Here is a 13,300-nt window from a genome sequence, read left to right as displayed (position 1 = left end):
TGCGGCAGACCGGCGGGCGTGCCCCCGGGCGCCCTTGCCGCCCGTTCGCTCAGGCCGGCTGCTCGAAGCCGCTGGCCCAGTACCGCCCGTGCAGCGCCAGGTCGAGGAGCATGCGCACGACCTCCTCGGCCGGCATGGACGGGGATTCCTGCTCGACCCACCAGCGCAGTACGGCGATCTGCTCGCCCACCCACACCCGGGCGAGGAGATCGGGGTCGATGCGCGGCCGGACCGCGTTGCGTTCCGCGCGGGCGCGGAACTCCTCCGCCGTTGCCTTGGCGCAGGCGTCCGTGAACATCTGCAGCGGTTTGCCGTCACCGTCGCCGCGCAACACGATCCGGAAGAGGTCGCGCTCCTCGCGCGCGTACCGCAGCATTTCCAGGACCGGCTTCCCCGTAAAACCGATCGCACTGTCCGCCACGGCCGGCGCGAGCCGCTCCCCCAGGTCATCCAGGAGGTCGGACGTCACCCGGGCGAACAGGTCCTCCTTGTCGCGGAAATGGGCATAGAAGGTGGCACGCGCCACATCCGCCCGATCGGTGATGTCCTCCACCGTCAGCGCGGCGAACCCGCGCTCCAGGACCAGTTCGACCAAGGCGGCCCCAAGGGCACGGCGTGACCGTCTCGTTCGTCTGTCCTCGGCCATCAGGCCCTCCTCGATCGTCTCTCCGCCTGCGCACCAGTCTAAGGACTCTTGACACCTCACATGTTACTGAACAAGCTGTATGTAACTGAGCATGCCGTCTAGTTTTGTGGGTCATTCGCCATACCGCCCCAGCGCTCTCTTCCCCTTCCGCCCTGGAAGCAGGTCACTTGATGAACCTCGGCACCTACCTGTCACGCAGCGCCCGCTACTGGCCCCAGCAGCCCGCCCTCGTGTGCGGCGACCGGTCATGGGCCTTCTCCGAACTCGACCGTGCGGCCAACCGCCTGGCTTCCGCTCTGACCGGCCGGGGGCTGGGCCCGGGCGACGCCGTGGCGTCGCTCGCGTGGAACCGCGGCGAGCTCGTGGAGGTCGAATTCGCCCTGTACAAGGCCGGCTTGACGCGCGCCCCGATCAACGCCCGGCTCGGGCGGGGCGAGATCGAGCACATCCTGCGCTACGCCCCCGTACGGGCCCTGATCTTCGACGCAGCGCACCGCGAGGACGCCCTGGCCGCGATCGCCGCGGCGGGCACCGACTGTCTGCCCGTCCCGCTCGACGCCCCACCCGAGCCCGGTCCGGGTGAGGCGCCCTACGACGCACTGCTCACCGAGGGCGACGAGGCACCGTTCCTCATCGAGGTCGACGAGTCGGCGCCGTGCGTCCTGAACTTCACCTCCGGCTCCACCGGGGCTCTGAAGGCGGCGGTCCAGACGGTCGGCAACCGTCTGGCCAACATGCGCAAGCTGCTGATGGCCGACGAGTCCCGACCCCGCCCCGGGACCCGCTATCTGGCCTGCGGTCCCATCACCCACGCCACCGGCATGGGCCTGCTGGCCGGTGTGTTCGGCGGCTCCACGACCCACATCCTGCCCACCTGGAGCCCGCAGAGCTTCCTGGAGACGGTGGAGAAGGAACGCATCACCACCACCTTCCTCGTCCCCGCCATGGTCAACATGGTTCTCGCCCACCCGGGCGCCGAAGGGTACGACCTCTCCTCCCTGACGAGCGTGCGGATCGGGGGCGCGCCCATCTCGCCGCAGCGCCTGCGCGATGCCGTCGCGTTCTTCGGACCTGTCGTCGCCCAGGGGTACGGCCTCGGTGAGACCACCAGCGTGGTCGCGGGCCTGAGTGGTGAGGAGATCGCCCACGCGGTGAAGGAGGACGCCGAACTGCTGCAGTCGTGCGGGCGGGCCACGTATGACACCGAGATACGCGTCGTCGACGAGGCGGGCCGGGAGCTGGGCCCGCGCGAGGTCGGCGAGGTCATCGTGCGCGGTCCCGACTGCGTGCAGGAGTACTGGAAGGAGCCGGAGCTGTCGGCCGAGACCTTTCGTGGCGGCTGGGTGCACACCGGCGACCTGGCGTGGATGCGAGAGGACGGCTACCTCTTCCTCGTCGACCGCAAGAAGGACATGATCATCTCGGGCGGCTTCAACATCTACTGCACCGAAGTCGAGGCCGCCCTCTACGAGCATCCGGCCGTCCAAGAGGCATGCGTCATCGGCGTGCCCGACGAACAGTGGGGCGAGGCCGTCAAGGCGGTCGTAGTCGCTCATCCCGGCAGGAGCGTCACGCCCGACGAGTTGACCGCCTTCTGCGCCGACCGGCTGGACCGCTACAAGAAGCCCCGCTCCGTGGACTTCGTGACCGAGCTCCCCCACAACCGCAACGGCAAGCTCGACCGCAAGGCCGTCCGCGAACCGTTCTGGGCCACCACGGCCCGTCGCGTCAACTGACCCGCCGTCCCTTGGAGTTTCTGGTGACCTTCTCCCTGCACCCGACGTACGACGACCCGCGCACCGCCGAACTGGTGGACCGTCTGCGTGACTACCTCGACGGCGAGCTCGCCGACTACGAACGCGAGCGCGGCATCACACCCGCCACCCGCCTCACACGCGCAGACCTGGAACCGGTCTGGCACCGCAGCCGCGAACTCGGCTTCTACGGCATCCATCTACCCGAGGAGTACGGCGGGCAGAACCTCACCTACACCCAACTCGCCGCCCTCAAGGAGGAGATCGGCGCATCAGGAAGAGTCCTGTCCCACTGCGTCCTGGGCGACATGGGGGGTCCGCTGCGCGCGGGCGACATCCTCAAGCACGCCACCGAGCACCAGCTGGAGAAGTACCTGCTGCCCCTGATCCGCGGTGAACGCGCCTGCTGCTTCTCCCTCACCGAGACCGACGCCGGCTCCGACGTCCGCTCCATGCGCACCGTCGCCGTACGCGACGACGACCGAGGCGGCTACCGGCTGACCGGACACAAGGTGTTCTCCTCGGCCGGCCCCTTCGCCGACTTCGCGATCGTCGTGGCCCGGATGGCTGAGACAGGTGAACAAGAGGGCGGCAAGCCACAGTTCTCCGCGTTCCTCGTGGACCTCGACAGCCCCGGCTGCCGCGTCGAGGACGGGGCGACTCCGATGTCCGGCGAGCACATCGAGAGCGACATCATCCTGGACGACTGCTTCGTCCCCGCCGCGAACCTCCTCGGCGAGGAGGGCAAGGGCATGCGCATCGCACTCGGCCGCGTGACCACCAACCGCCTCCTGCACTGCCCCACCGTGCTCGGCGCCACCCGCCGAGCCGTCAAGCTCACCCTGGACCGCACCCGGACCCGGCAGGTCGCAGGACAACCGCTGCTCATGCTCCAGGCCATCCAGCACAAGGTCGCCGACATGGCCACCGAGCTGTACGCCGCACGCTCCATGACGTACAGCGCGCTGGCGGCGCTGGACGAGGGCCGCGAGGTCCACACCGAGGCGTTCATGTGCAAACTGTTCGTCGCCGAGTCCGCCTTCCGCATCCTCGACGAGGCCGTGCAGATCCACGGCAAGGAGGGGCTCACGCAGGGCAACGAGATCGAGTACCTCTTCCGCAAGATCCGGATGTTCCGTGTCCTCACCGGCACCTCCGAGATCCAGCGCAACGGCGTCGCCAAGCTCCTGGCCTTCCATCACTGACTTCCTGCTCGCCGACCTCCGTTCGGACGTCATCAAGGTCGAGACGGATCGACGAAAAGGCAGCGCGCGTTCCGCCGCCGCGCGCTGCGTCACGTGCGTCGCCCGTGCGTCAAACGAGCGTCAGGTTCGTGGGCGTGCGTCGGCCGCGCTGCCGGCTGCGGCCCGGCCCTCCGCCGTCTACTGGAGGCGTCCCTGTTGCGTCGGCCGTAGCGCAGATGGTTCATCCGCGCTGACCAGGCGTTCGAACGCGCGGACTCCATGCCCCTCGGCCGTCCGGGTCACCGCCAGGGCCGGTAAATGCCTGCGCACCGGATCAGCCGGCCCCCAGGTGATCGAACAGCGGTCCCGTGCCGCAGCACACGCGCCGCAGGGCCGCCGGTGTGAGGTCGGCGAGGGTGGGGTAGCCGTCCACGGCCATGATCAGGTCGGCTTCGGCGAGCAGTGCGCGCAGGACGTGAGCCACGCCGTCCGTGCCACCGAGGGCCAGACCGTAGGCGTAGGGCCGTCCGACGCCGACGGCCGTGGCGCCGAGCGCGAGGGCCTTGACGACGTCGGCGCCGGAGCGGACTCCGGAGTCGAAGAGGACGGGGAGTCCGTCGGCGGCCTCGACGACGGCGGGCAGCGCGTCGAGCGCGGGGAGGCCGCCGTTCGCCTGGCGGCCTCCGTGGTTGGAGCAGTAGATGCCGTCCACGCCCAGGTCCTTGGCGCGGCGGACGTCGTCGGGGTGGCAGATGCCTTTGAGGATGAGCGGCAGCGTGGTGAGCGAGCGCAGCCAGGGCAGGTCGTCCCAGGTGAGCGGGTTGCCGAAGACCCCTGCCCAGGTGAGGGCCGTGTCCCTGGGGTCGTCCAGACGGCCGTTCGGCAGCAGGGCGCGGAAGGCGGGGTCGCTGGTGTAGTTGGCCAGGCAGTGGCCGCGCAGCTGGGGGAAGTTGGAGGTGGCCAGGTCGCGGGGGCGCCAGTCGGCGATCCAGGTGTCGAGCGTGACGACGATGCCCGCGAAGCCGGCCTTCTCGGCCCGCTGGACGAGGCTCTCCGCCAGTGCCTTGTCCGTGGGGGTGTAGAGCTGGAAGAAGCCAGGCGTCCCGGCGAACTCGGCCGCCACCTCCTCCAAGGGGTCGGCGGAGAGGGTCGAGGCGATCATGGGCACGCCGGTGCGGGCGGCGGCACGGGCGGTCGCCAGGTCGCCGTGGCCGTCGCGGGCGCAGATGCCCAGGACGCCGACCGGGGCCATGAACAGCGGCGAGGGCAGCTTCAGCCCGAAGAGGTCGACGGACAGGTCGCGCCGGTCCGCGCCGACGAGCATGCGCGGGATGAGGCCCCAGTGCGCGAAGGCCGCGCGGTTGGCGTTCTGTGTGTGCTCGTCGCCCGCTCCCCCGGCGACGTACGACCACACGGTGGCCGGCATGGCATGGCGGGCGCGTTCCTCCAGTTCACCGAAGTCCATGGGATGTTCCGGAACGACGCCGGACAGTCCGTTGAGGTAGATCTCGTTCTGATAGGCGGCGTACGGCTCTTGGGGCGTTGGGTCGTTGGACATGGCGAGGGCTTTCCCTTCCGGCGGTCAGGGCCAGGTCGGTCGTCCGCCGAGGTACGTCGCTGTCACGGCGACGTCCTCCTGGAAGCGGTCGGGGTGCACGGTGCGTGGGTCCGTGGTCAGGGTGACGAGGTCGGCGCGCATTCCGGTACGGAGCATGCCGATCTCGTTCTCCAGGTGCAGTTGCCAGGCGGGGCCTGCGGTGACGGCGCGCAGGGCCTCCTCGATGGTGAGGCGCTCGTCGGGTCCGTGTACCCGGCCGCTCGGGTGGCAGCGGCGCGTGATCGCGGTGGCGACACCGGAGAGGGGGTCGGTGGGCGAGCAGACGCCGTCGTTGTGGAGGGAGACATGGTGGCCGGCGTCCACGGCCGTGCGGGCGGCCATCCAGCGGGCGGCGACATCCGGGCCGAACAGGTCGTCCGCCAGCACGTCCCCCCACCAGCGCACATGGTCCATGAAGAGACTGACGGTCGCGCCGAGCCGTGCGGCGCGGCGGTACTGGGCGGCGGTGACGGCGCCGCAGTGCTCCAGCCGCGGTCTGAGCGAGCGCAACCGCTCGGGGTCGCCGCCGGCCGCCGCCTCGTAGGCGTGCAGGACAGCCTCACAGGTGACGTCCCCGTGCACATGGGTGGCCACGGGAAAGCCCTGGGCAGTGAAGGCGGCGGCCAGGACGGCGAGTTCGTCTGTGCTGTAGTTCATTCCGCCGTGGGCGCAGCGGTCGAGGCCGATGCGCATGGTGGCGTCGCTCGCCCGGAAGGGGAAGCTGGTGGCGATGCTGCCCTGCCAGGGCGTGCCGTCGGCCCACAGCTTCATACCGGAGACACCGAACATCTCGCGCGCGGGGGCGTGGCCGGTGAACCGCCGGCCGGGATCGGCGGCCAGCTCGGGGGTGCCCATGACGTAGGCACGCACCCGCACCTCGGCGTCCGGTTGTTCGGCGGCGGCGCGCAGATCGGGCAGCAGCCGGGGTTCGGCGGCCATTTCGGTCACCGTGGTGATGCCGACCCTGGCGTGCTGGGCGAAGGACCACCGCAGGGCCGCCCGAACGTGGTGCTCGTCGAGACGGTCGCCTGCGACGGTGTTCATCAGCGCGATGACGGCCGCACTCTCGTGCGCCTCGCCGGTGGGCTCGCCGCTCTCGTCGCGGAGGAAGCGGGCGCCGGGCGGGTCGGGCGTGGCCGCCGTGATCCCGGCCGCACGAAGGGCCGGGGTGTTGCCGTACGCCGCGTGACCGCTGTTGGAGACGACCACGAGCGGGGCGTACGGGCTGATGCCGTCGAGCAGGTCGCGGGTAGGCGAGGCGAGATCACGCTGAAGCAGCAGGTCGATCCCGTACGCGCCCACCGGACGCCCGGGTGCCGATGCCACGGCCGCGCGGATCTTGTCGTAGACCTCGCGCCCGGTCGGCACGGTGAAGGGACGGACGTCCAGGGCGGGCGGGGCGATGGCCAGACCCATGATGGTGGGGTGGCCGTGTGCCTCGACGAACCCGGGCAGCAGTGCCTGCCCTTGGAGGTCCACGACTTCGGTGCCCCGGCCGCGCAGGGCGAGCACGTCGCGAGCGGCGCCCACGGCGGTGATGGTGCCGTCGCGCACGGCCAGGGCCTCGGCGTCGGGGGCGGCGGGGTCCATGGTGAGGACCGGGCCGCCGGTGAAGATGCGTTCCGGGGTGTCAGACATGGATCCGTCCTGGTGTCAGGAGGTCAGCCAAGGTGAGGCCGCCAACAGGAGGTAATGGACGCCGAGTTCGATGGTCGGTTCGGGCACCGGCGCGAACAGCGGCGAGTGGTTGTGGGGGATCTCCGGCGGGATCCCGTCCGTCAGGAGGTCGACGCCGGCGAACGCGGCCGGGTCGAGTCCGCCGAACGTCCAGTACACCGACGGCACGCCGAGCGTCGTTCCGAAGGCACCGAAGTCCTCGCTGCCGGTGAGGGGTTGAGGCAGGTCGACCACGCGGTCGGGTCCGAGGGCGGCCCGGAACGCGGCCTGGACGGACGCGGTCGCCCCGGCGTCGTTCACCGTCACCGGGAAGGCGTTGATGACGGTGATCTCCGGTTCCTTCGGCGCCGCCGAGGCGGCCGCTTCGGCGCGGATGATCCGCTCGACCCCGTCCAGCACCTGTGCGCGCACCGCGGACGTCGTGCTGCGGATGTTGATCGTGAGGTCGGCCGTGTCGGGAATGACGTTCTCCCGGGTTCCGGCGTGCAGCGTTCCCACTGTGACGACGGCCGACCTGTCCGCCGCGACCTCGCGGGCGACCACCGTCTGCAGGCGCATCACGGTCGCGGCGGCCATCACCACGGGATCGACGGTCGCCGCCGGGGCCGATCCGTGCCCGCCGCGTCCGTGCAGGCGTACGGCCAGACTGTCCGAGGCGGACATGAACGTCCCGGGGCGGGTGGCGACCAGCCCCGCGGGAGCGGGGGCCACGTGCTGGGCCAGGCAGACGTCCGGGCGGGGGAAGCGCTCGGCGAACCGGTCCGCGACCATCGCCGGGGCCCCGCAGTCCTCCTCCGCCGGCTGGAACACCGCGACGACCGTGCCCTGCCAGGCATGCTGGTTGGCGGCCAGCAGGGCCGTCGCGCCGAGGAGACAGGTGACGTGCACGTCGTGCCCGCAGGCGTGCATCACGGGCACCTCCTGGCCGGCGGCGTCCGTCACCGTCCTAGTCGAGGCGTACGGCAGTCCGGTCGCCTCCCGCACCGGCAGCGCGTCCATGTCGGCCCGCAGCAGCACGACCGCTCCCGGCTTCCCGGAGGCGAGGACCCCGACGACGCCCGTGCCGCCGACGCCCTCGGTCACCGTCCAGCCCTGCTCCCGCAGTCGGGCGGCGACGATCCCGGCGGTACGGAACTCCTGACGGGACAGCTCGGGGTGGGCGTGCAGATCGCGGTAAAGGGCGAGCAGGTCGGGCAGTTGACGGTCCAGGCCGTCAAGGAGGGCGGCGGTCACGAGGACTCCTTCTGGGTGGGTACGGGGGTGTCGGCCAAAGGCGTGCGCCGGTGGAGGGCGGTGGTGAAGGACTCCGTGTCCTGCGGGGTCAGAAGGGCCAGCACCGCCGTGATGACCGGGCCGATGGCGAGGACGGCGAAGGCCGCTTCGAAGGAGACCGCGTCCGCGATCACGCCGAGCACCGGCGGCACGACCATGCCGGCGACCTGCCCGCCGAAGACGATGACCGCGCTGCCGACACCGACGAGTTCGGGGGCGAGGCTGCGCAGCGGCACGGCGAGGATGGGCATGTAGCACAGGGAGGCGGCCAGGACGGCGATGGTGCCGCACGCGATGGCGCCGGTGAGGCTGGGTGAGAGCGCCATGAGGCACAGGGCCGGAGCCGCGACCGACATGGCGGGCAGGATCACCTTGCGGTGGTGGCCCTCGAACCGGTCGGAAAGCCGCCCGCCCAGCAGGGTGCCGAGCGCGGCGGCAAGGGAGGGCACCGCCACGAGGACGCCGGCGGAGGTGAGCGAGAGCCCGCGTTCCGTGTTGAGGTAGGACGGGATCCAGGTGCTCAGCCCCCACATGAGGGCGGAGTATCCGAAGAGCATCAGGGAGAAACGCCACAGTACGCCGATGCGCAGGACCTCCCGCACCGGGATGCCGCTCGGTGCGGGCGCGGCGCCCTCGGCACGCTCGCGGGGAGCCGGCAGCCACAGCCGTACCGCGACGTAGACGAGCACGCCCACCCCGGCGGCCAGGACGAAGGCCCAGCGCCAGCCGACCACCGCCGCGAGCGGCGGAACGGCCAGGGGCGCGGCGACGGAGGCGAGGGCGTTGGAGCTCATGATCAGCCCTTGCGCTCCCATCCGCTCGCCGACCGAAGTCCGTTCGACCAGGGCCTTCATGGAGGCGGAAGGGAAGATGCCTTCGGCCGCGCCGAAGGCGAAGCGCACCAGCAGAAGGGCGGTGAAGGACCAGGCGAGGCCGGTGAGGGCGGTGAAGAGCGACCATGCGAGCAGCGCCCAGCAGGTGACGCGTTTGGCGCCGAACCGGTCGGCCAGCATGCCACCGGGTATCTGGCAGGCGGCGTAGGAGACGAAGAACACGGAGACGAGCAGACCCTGGTGCCCGCGATCGAGGTCGAACTCGTCACCGATCGTCGGGAGGATCACGGCGAGCGCGATCCTGTCCACGTAGTCGATGAACCATGCCGCGAACAGCAGGGCGACGGTGGTTCTGACCGGCGCGCTCATCGCCGGCTTCGCTCCGGTGGCGGAGGAACGGAGGAAGGGCACGGTGGTCCTCTCTGAGACGGCCGCGACGGTGCGGGGCCGGTGCGGTCCCTGTCCGTCGATCAGTGGAAGAGGTCCGGCTGCTCCTCGGTGATCTGGTCCCAGAGCGGCCGGAGCTGGAACCACCCCGACAGTGGGCCGCCGATCTGCTCACGTACCTGGAGCGCGGTCTCCCGGTCGATGAGGAACGGTGTGCCGGCCGCCATGGCCAGCAGCTGTGCCTGACAGGAGCGCTCCAAGGTGATGAACCACCACGCGGCCTCGGCGACGGTCCGGCCGACCGTCAGCAGACCGTGGTTGGCGAGGATGACGGCCTTGTGCGGGCCGAGTGCCGCGCCGATCCGCCGGCCCTCCTCGGTGTCGTTGACGACGCCGCGGAAGTCCTCGTAGAGCCCGTGGTCCTCGAAGAACGCGCAGGCGTCCTGCGTGAGCGGGTCGAGGCGTCGGCGCAGCGCGGAGAACGCCTTTCCGTGCACGGAGTGCGCGTGCGCCGCGGCGACCGCGTCGGGGCGGGCCGTGTGAACCTCGGAGTGGATGCAGAACGCGGCGCGGTTGACGGGGTGGCGGCCTTCGACGACGTTGCCGGCATGGTCGACGAGCACCAGGTCGGAGACCCTGATCCGGCTGAAGCTCATCCCGAAGGGGTTGACCCAGAACCACTCGGGGTTCTCCGGGTCCCGCGCGGTGATGTGGCCCGCGACCCCTTCGGAGAACCCGAGCTTGCCGAACAACCGGAAGGCGGCGGCCAGTTCCTGCTTGCGGTGCAGCCGCTCCTCCTCGATCGAGTCGAACTGGGGCGGGAGCATCGCCTGAAATCCGGGCGGCACGGGACCTACGCCGGTGTGCGGTGCGGTGGACGTTTCCATCGTTGGCCTCCTCGTCGAGCGCCATGGGCACGGACCGAATGAGATACGGACCCGTTGGGATACGGACCCGGATGCGATACAGGCCCGGATGGGATACGGACCTGTATCGCATACGATGCTGTATCGTGAGGCGGGTCACGCCGAGGTGTCAATGGCCGGGAAGGAACGACGTGCCGAAGGGACCCACCAAGCGCCGCCCGCAGACGACCGCGCGGCTTCTCCAGGCAGCTCAGGAGACGTTCGCCGAGCGCGGTTTCCACGGCTCCTCGATCGAGGTGATCTGCGAGCGGGCGGGCCTGACCCGCGGGGCCTTCTACTCCAACTTCCGGGCGAAGGAAGACCTGTTCTTCACCCTGTTCGACCTGCACGCACAACGCGTGGTGGACCGCCTGACGCAGGCGGTCGACGAACTCGACACGGCCGAAGACCCCGTGCGGGCGGTCCTCACCCGCATGGGCACCGTCGACGAGACCGAACGCCGTTGGTACCTGCTCTCCACCGAGTTCACCTTGCACGCCATCCGGCATCCCGACACGGCCCGCGCCCTCGCCGACCACGACCGCCGCCTGCGCGAGGAGATCGTCCGCGTCCTCGCCCGCCTCTTCGACCGCATCGGCCGCAGACCCACGGTCGACCTGGACCTGCTGGCCCGCCTCACCGGGGCCGTCCACGAAGGCTCCCTGGCCCAGAGCCTCGTCGAACCCGACCGCCTGGCCCCCGAGCAGCTGGCCGTCACCTTCCTGCCGACATTGCTGGAGACGGTCTCCGAGCCGGTGGCCACGGAGGTGTGAGGGGAAGATTCAGCGGCTGCCGCCCGGCCCGCCCGGCGGACCGAGGTCGCCGCGAAGCCCACGCCACGGGGCCACCCCCGTCGGCCGAACGGTCCCCGCCCGCCCCGGCGTCAATCGTCCGCTTGCAGGATCGCGGGCAGGTACCTGCGCTGCAGCTCCCCTGGCTGGAGTTGGCCGGGTTCGATGAGGATCTGCATCATCGCGCCTTCGTGGAGGGCGATGATCAACCGCGCGAGCATGTCGATCTCCGGGTCCGCACGCCGCCCGCTGCGGGCGAAGAACACCGCCAGAAGTTCGGCGAACCGGGCCCGCAGCCGGCGGTCGTGCTCGGCGAGCCGCCGAGCGGTCTCGGGATGCCGGATGGCGTGCAGGGTGAACTCCGTGGACGCGAGAAACCACAGGCGCTCCTCGTCGCCGCTCCCGCTCCAGACGCCCGATAGCCCGTCGAGGACCTCCTCGACCGTGGCCGCCCGGGAGATCGCCGCGTCCAGACGGGCCACCTCACGGTCGGCATGTTCGTCGAACAGGGCGAAGAACAACGTCTCCTTGTCCTCGAAGTTCGAGTAGAACGCCCCTCGCGACAGCCCGGCGCGCGTGCAGATCTCCTCGACGGAGACGCCGTGGAAGCCGCGCTCCGCGAACGCCTCCAGCGCCGCCGCCCGCAGTTTCGCCACGCTTCGCGCCCGCGTCGGCGCACCCTTCGCCATGACGTCCTTCCTGACCCGTTGACGCTGCCTGAGGTGCGTGCCACAGTACGCGGCACTCATAAATGAACAACCTTGAATTGTATGGAGGCAGGCCACCGCCATGACTCTGAACCCCGTGCTCGGCTCTCTCGTGAAGCAGCTCCCCGAACCGGCAACGGAGATCGAGGACCCTGAGCGGTACCGCATGGAGAAGCGCCAACTGTTCGACCAGCTCTCCGCGCGATTCATGGAAACCGGTCCTCCTGTCGCCGAAGTGCGGCTCATACGACTGCCGGTGGCCGACGGCGAGATCGCCTTGCGTGTGTACCGGCCGGCCGGGCCAGGGCCCCGCCCGATCCACCTCTACCTCCACGGCGGCGCCTGGATCTCGGGATCGGTCTTCGAGCGCTCCACGGACGTCTGCTGCCGCGAGCGCGCCGCCGGAGCCGGTCAGGTCGTCGTCGCGGTCAACTACCGGAAAGCTCCTGAGAACCGGTTCCCCACGGGTCTCGAAGACTGCTACGCCGCCCTGGTGTGGGCCGCCAAGCACGCGGTGGACATCGGTGGCCGCGCTGACAGCATCAGCGTCGGAGGAGTTTCCGCCGGCGCCAATCTCGCGGCCGCGCTCTCCGCCAAGGCCCGGGACGAGGGCGGCCCCCGCATCCGCCTTCAGATCCTGGAGGTTCCCGCGACCGACCTTGCGGGGGACTTCGAATCCCACCGGCTGTTCGGAGAGGGCTTCGCACTGTCCTCGACCACGATGTCCCTGGCCAAGTCGGCCTACGTCGCCTCGTTCGAGCAGCGTTCCCATCCACTGGTTTCGCCCCTGCGGGCGACCGACTTCTCCGGCCTCCCCAGAACGCATGTCATGACCGCGGAGTACGACATCCTCAGAGACGAGGGGCTGGCGTACGCGGAACGTCTGAGCGAGGCCGGGGTCGAGGTGTCCCACACCCTCGGCCGGGGCCATGTGCACATGTCGATGATGCTGACCGCGATCCTGCCCGCGGCCCGTCAGTGGCGCGCCGAGGTCCTCGACGTGCTGAGCCGGTGACCCACGGCCTCATCGAGTGCCCAAGAAGGCAGTACGCCGTCGTCGGCTGACCCGGCGCGGGACAGCGGGGCGAAGGCTTCTCAGCGATGCCTTCAGACCGTGTCCTGATGGCTGACCTCGACCGACTGGTCCGCGGCTGCTCATGGCCTGAGCGGCGGTGCGTCGGACCGACTAGAAGCGCGGGTTTTGAGGCCGACCATGACGCGGCGTCAAACCCATGCCCCTGGGCGTTCGACTACCCCTTCGCCATCGCCCTCCTGGGGCTCGTTTGCGTAACCTTGTACCTCTTTTTCAAGCGCCGAGATTGGCTCTGAGCTCGGTACGCCACCGCGCCGGGGACGGCCCGCTCCTCTCACCCGTCACAACAATGCCCCCTGATAACGTACGCTCTGCGTTCGCGCCGTGACAGAAAGTCGCCAACCGCTACTGCTTTTCCGTCCCTTCGGCATCGCGGCGCGCGTTTTCTCCTGTGACGGAGAGGCCTTGTGGAGGAGAAGATCGTGGAAGCCCAGCACTCCCTGCCGGTCAACGT

The 13,300-nt window shown here is 70.3% G+C and carries 11 protein-coding genes; 4 read left to right on the top strand and 7 right to left on the bottom strand.

Annotation, left to right across the window (positions count from 1 at the left end; all coding sequences use genetic code 11):
* Positions 1–49: 49 nt before the first annotated feature.
* Entirely contained in the window at positions 50–595 is a 546-nt protein-coding gene (locus tag ACF062_RS09270; RefSeq protein ID WP_392137147.1) for a TetR/AcrR family transcriptional regulator, read from the bottom strand.
* A 221-nt stretch (positions 596–816) separates the two neighbouring features.
* Between ACF062_RS09270 and ACF062_RS09265 the strand changes: the two genes are divergently transcribed.
* Together ACF062_RS09265 and ACF062_RS09260 are read left to right on the top strand one after the other, a co-directional pair.
* Positions 817–2,382, top strand: a complete 1,566-nt coding sequence (locus tag ACF062_RS09265; protein WP_392137146.1) for a class I adenylate-forming enzyme family protein — start codon at positions 817–819, stop codon at positions 2,380–2,382.
* 23 nt (positions 2,383–2,405) lie between these two features.
* Positions 2,406–3,605: an acyl-CoA dehydrogenase family protein gene (locus ACF062_RS09260; RefSeq protein WP_392137145.1), complete on the top strand. Its 1,200-nt coding sequence runs from the start codon at positions 2,406–2,408 to the stop codon at positions 3,603–3,605.
* Between the two features lie 313 nt (positions 3,606–3,918).
* Here ACF062_RS09260 and ACF062_RS09255 read toward each other — a convergent pair whose 3' ends face one another.
* The 5 genes from ACF062_RS09255 to ACF062_RS09235 all read right to left on the bottom strand — a co-directional run bounded on the left by ACF062_RS09255 (position 3,919) and on the right by ACF062_RS09235 (position 10,237).
* A complete protein-coding gene (locus ACF062_RS09255; RefSeq protein ID WP_392137144.1) occupies positions 3,919–5,142 on the bottom strand; it encodes an alpha-hydroxy-acid oxidizing protein in 1,224 nt (407 codons plus the stop codon).
* Positions 5,143–5,166: 24 nt separating this feature from the next.
* Entirely contained in the window at positions 5,167–6,819 is a 1,653-nt protein-coding gene (locus ACF062_RS09250; protein WP_392137143.1) for an amidohydrolase, read from the bottom strand.
* 15 nt (positions 6,820–6,834) lie between these two features.
* A complete protein-coding gene (locus tag ACF062_RS09245) occupies positions 6,835–8,091 on the bottom strand; it encodes an amidohydrolase (protein ID WP_392137142.1) in 1,257 nt (418 codons plus the stop codon).
* Complete coding sequence (locus ACF062_RS09240; protein ID WP_392137141.1) at positions 8,088–9,332, bottom strand: MFS transporter; 1,245 nt, start codon at positions 9,330–9,332, stop codon at positions 8,088–8,090. Before ACF062_RS09240 ends, ACF062_RS09245 begins: the two co-directional genes overlap by 4 nt.
* Before the next feature lie 101 nt (positions 9,333–9,433).
* The gene (locus tag ACF062_RS09235) at positions 9,434–10,237 is read right to left on the bottom strand and encodes a class II aldolase/adducin family protein (RefSeq protein WP_392137140.1); all 804 of its coding nucleotides are present in this window, start codon (positions 10,235–10,237) and stop codon (positions 9,434–9,436) included.
* Between the two features lie 170 nt (positions 10,238–10,407).
* Here ACF062_RS09235 and ACF062_RS09230 point away from each other — a divergent pair, with 170 nt between their 5' ends.
* A complete protein-coding gene (locus ACF062_RS09230; RefSeq protein WP_392137139.1) occupies positions 10,408–11,028 on the top strand; it encodes a TetR/AcrR family transcriptional regulator in 621 nt (206 codons plus the stop codon).
* Between the two features lie 110 nt (positions 11,029–11,138).
* Here ACF062_RS09230 and ACF062_RS09225 read toward each other — a convergent pair whose 3' ends face one another.
* Complete coding sequence (locus tag ACF062_RS09225) at positions 11,139–11,735, bottom strand: TetR/AcrR family transcriptional regulator (RefSeq protein WP_392137138.1); 597 nt, start codon at positions 11,733–11,735, stop codon at positions 11,139–11,141.
* Positions 11,736–11,835: 100 nt separating this feature from the next.
* Between ACF062_RS09225 and ACF062_RS09220 the strand changes: the two genes are divergently transcribed.
* Positions 11,836–12,768: an alpha/beta hydrolase gene (locus ACF062_RS09220; protein ID WP_392137137.1), complete on the top strand. Its 933-nt coding sequence runs from the start codon at positions 11,836–11,838 to the stop codon at positions 12,766–12,768.
* The last annotated feature ends 532 nt before the right edge of the window (positions 12,769–13,300 follow it).

Origin of the sequence: Streptomyces sp. NPDC015345, assembly GCF_043078805.1 — a bacterium.
GTDB lineage: Bacteria > Actinomycetota > Actinomycetes > Streptomycetales > Streptomycetaceae > Streptomyces.
The sequence above is the reverse complement of the archived record's forward strand: the minus strand, read 5'-3'. Positions and strand labels throughout refer to the sequence as shown.

Coding starts and splice junctions, on each gene's coding strand:
- ACF062_RS09265 (WP_392137146.1), top strand. CDS start 817: ATGAACCTCGGCACCTACCTGTCACGCAGCGCCCGCTACTGGCCCCAG.
- ACF062_RS09255 (WP_392137144.1), bottom strand. CDS start 5,142: ATGTCCAACGACCCAACGCCCCAAGAGCCGTACGCCGCCTATCAGAAC.
- ACF062_RS09250 (WP_392137143.1), bottom strand. CDS start 6,819: ATGTCTGACACCCCGGAACGCATCTTCACCGGCGGCCCGGTCCTCACC.
- ACF062_RS09240 (WP_392137141.1), bottom strand. CDS start 9,332: ATGAGCGCGCCGGTCAGAACCACCGTCGCCCTGCTGTTCGCGGCATGG.
- ACF062_RS09235 (WP_392137140.1), bottom strand. CDS start 10,237: ATGGAAACGTCCACCGCACCGCACACCGGCGTAGGTCCCGTGCCGCCC.
- ACF062_RS09225 (WP_392137138.1), bottom strand. CDS start 11,735: ATGGCGAAGGGTGCGCCGACGCGGGCGCGAAGCGTGGCGAAACTGCGG.
- ACF062_RS09220 (WP_392137137.1), top strand. CDS start 11,836: ATGACTCTGAACCCCGTGCTCGGCTCTCTCGTGAAGCAGCTCCCCGAA.